Origin of the sequence: Pseudomonas sp. TJI-51, assembly GCF_000190455.2 — a bacterium.
GTDB lineage: Bacteria > Pseudomonadota > Gammaproteobacteria > Pseudomonadales > Pseudomonadaceae > Aquipseudomonas > Aquipseudomonas juntendi.
In genome coordinates this window covers 49189-49424 of record NZ_AEWE02000013.1, presented here as the reverse complement: position 1 = coordinate 49424, position 236 = coordinate 49189, and the positions used below count along the sequence as shown (strand labels likewise).

Annotated in this window: 1 protein-coding gene; it reads right to left on the bottom strand. The window is 66.1% G+C overall.

The window, feature by feature from the left end; all coding sequences use genetic code 11:
* The coding region (locus G1E_RS29150; RefSeq protein ID WP_047149627.1) for a 1-acyl-sn-glycerol-3-phosphate acyltransferase at window positions 1-236 on the bottom strand (236 nt) is incomplete at both ends.

Genomic DNA, 236 nt, shown 5'->3' with positions numbered 1-236 from the left:
GGGCGAACAGGCGCAGCAGGTGCGCCACCAGGTCATCGTCACCAACAAAGGGCGCAACCGGGTCGATCTGGCCGTCGCGCAGGTATTGAATGGCCACTGGCTGAACCGCTACGCCACGGTCGATGGCCGCTGCCAGCAGGCGGCCATGGAAAGTGCGCAAGGCGTGACCGCTGGTGGTGGTGCCTTCAGGAAAGATCAGCAGCGGCCTGGCCAGGCCCAGTTGCCTGGCCATCTGC